Here is a 2178-nt window from a genome sequence, read left to right as displayed (position 1 = left end):
CGCGTCACACACTGACGCGGACCCGCTGCTGTTCGTCCGGCCCTCCACCCCCGTTACCGCCTACCAGCAGGTAGGTGCGACCATCGGACGGTCCCGCCGGACGCCAGGCGCGAGGTGGTGCGGCAAGTGAAGCCAGTGAAAGCAGAGGAACACGGTCATGGCAACGGCGCCAAGCGTCTCGTATTCGATGACGGTCAGGCTGGAAGTGCCCGCGAGCGGCACCGCGGTCTCCCAGCTGACCACGGCCGTGGAATCCTCCGGCGGCTCGGTGACCGGTCTGGACGTCACCGCGTCCGGCCACGAGAAGCTGCGGATCGACGTCACGATCGCCGCCAGCTCCACCAGCCACGCGGACGAGATCGTCGAGGAACTGCGGGGCATCGAGGGCGTCACCCTCGGCAAGGTCTCCGACCGTACGTTCCTGATGCACCTCGGCGGCAAGATCGAGATGCAGTCCAAGCACCCCATCCGCAACCGTGACGATCTCTCCATGATCTACACGCCGGGTGTGGCCCGCGTCTGCATGGCGATCGCCGAGAACCCCGAGGACGCCCGCAGGCTCACCATCAAGCGCAACTCCGTCGCGGTCGTCACCGACGGCTCCGCGGTGCTGGGCCTCGGCAACATCGGCCCGATGGCCGCGCTGCCCGTCATGGAGGGCAAGGCGGCCCTCTTCAAGCGCTTCGCGGGCATCGACGCCTGGCCGATCTGCCTGGACACCCAGGACACCGACGAGATCGTCGCCATCGTCAAGGCGATCGCACCGGGCTTCGCCGGGATCAACCTGGAGGACATCTCCGCCCCCCGCTGCTTCGAGATCGAGGCGCGGCTGCGCGAGGCCCTGGACATCCCGGTCTTCCACGACGACCAGCACGGCACGGCCATCGTGGTGCTCGCCGCGCTCACCAACGCCCTGCGCGTCGTCGGCAAGGCGATCGGGGACGTACGGGTCGTCATGTCGGGCGCGGGTGCGGCCGGTACAGCGATTCTGAAACTTCTTATCGCGGCCGGCGTCAAGCACACCGTCGTCGCCGATATTCATGGGGTGGTGCACGCCGGCCGCGCCGATCTGGTGTCCGCTGCGGCCGAATCGCCCCTGCGCTGGATCGCCGACAACACCAACCCGGAGGGCGTCACCGGCACCCTCAAGGAGGCCGTCGTCGACGCCGACGTCTTCATCGGTGTGTCGGCCCCGAACGTGCTGGACGGCGCGGACGTCGCGGCCATGGCGGACGACGCGATCGTCTTCGCGCTGGCCAACCCCGACCCCGAGGTCGACCCCACAATCGCCCGCGAGACAGCGGCAGTTGTGGCCACGGGACGCTCCGACTTCCCCAACCAGATCAACAACGTCCTGGTCTTCCCGGGCGTCTTCCGCGGGCTCCTCGACGCACAGTCGCGCGCCGTCAACACGGAGATGATGCTGGCCGCCGCGGCGGCCCTCGCGGACGTCGTCACGGGGGACGAACTCAACCCGAACTACATCGTCCCCTCGGTGTTCAACGACAAGGTCGCCGGAGCCGTCGCGGGGGCCGTACGCACCGCCGCCAAGGCCGCCGGTGACGTTGTGACAGGCGCCACGTCCGTCTGACGCCCGGCGCGTCGCGATTCGCGGCACCGTGAACCCACCTCTAGGGTGGCGGACCATGAGCCCGCTGCTCCAAGGGGGTTTCAGGGCCCGGATTGGCTTTCCCGCCGCTGGTGGGGGCAGGATGCTTTCTCAAGGACTATGTCCAGGGGATACCCCACTGGGGCGCGAAGACCTGAAGGACAGACCCGGTCACAGGGACTGTCAGAGGGTCCTGGCAGCATCGGCTTCGATCTCACGCCTCACACGCAAGAAGAACACGGGAGTAACAACATGAACCGCAGTGAGCTGGTGGCCGCCCTGGCCGACCGCGCCGAGGTGACTCGCAAGGATGCCGACGCCGTGCTGGCCGCCCTCGCCGAGACCGTTGGCGAGATCGTCGCCAAGGGCGACGAGAAGGTCACCATCCCCGGCTTCCTGACCTTCGAGCGCACCCACCGTGCCGCTCGCACCGCTCGTAACCCGCAGACCGGCGACCCGATCCAGATCCCGGCCGGCTACAGCGTGAAGGTCTCCGCGGGCTCCAAGCTCAAGGAAGCCGCCAAGGGCAAGTAACCCTCAGGCACAGCAGAAGGGCGGCCACCCCGACC

Annotated in this window: 2 protein-coding genes; both read left to right on the top strand. The window is 68.3% G+C overall.

Annotation, left to right across the window (positions count from 1 at the left end):
- Nucleotides 1-157 precede the first annotated feature (157 nt).
- Complete coding sequence (locus ACFT9I_RS40245) at nt 158-1591, top strand: NAD-dependent malic enzyme (RefSeq protein ID WP_382572874.1); 1434 nt, start codon at nt 158-160, stop codon at nt 1589-1591.
- 270 nt (nt 1592-1861) lie between these two features.
- Nucleotides 1862-2143 (top strand): HU family DNA-binding protein, encoded by a 282-nt coding sequence (locus tag ACFT9I_RS40240; protein WP_003954777.1) that lies wholly within the window; start codon nt 1862-1864, stop codon nt 2141-2143.
- The last annotated feature ends 35 nt before the right edge of the window (nt 2144-2178 follow it).

Origin of the sequence: Streptomyces sp. NPDC057137 (genome assembly GCF_042670825.1) — a bacterium.
Taxonomy (GTDB): domain Bacteria; phylum Actinomycetota; class Actinomycetes; order Streptomycetales; family Streptomycetaceae; genus Streptomyces.
The sequence above is the reverse complement of the archived record's forward strand: the minus strand, read 5'-3'. Positions and strand labels throughout refer to the sequence as shown.

Coding starts and splice junctions, on each gene's coding strand:
- ACFT9I_RS40245 (WP_382572874.1), top strand. CDS start 158: ATGGCAACGGCGCCAAGCGTCTCGTATTCGATGACGGTCAGGCTGGAA.
- ACFT9I_RS40240 (WP_003954777.1), top strand. CDS start 1,862: ATGAACCGCAGTGAGCTGGTGGCCGCCCTGGCCGACCGCGCCGAGGTG.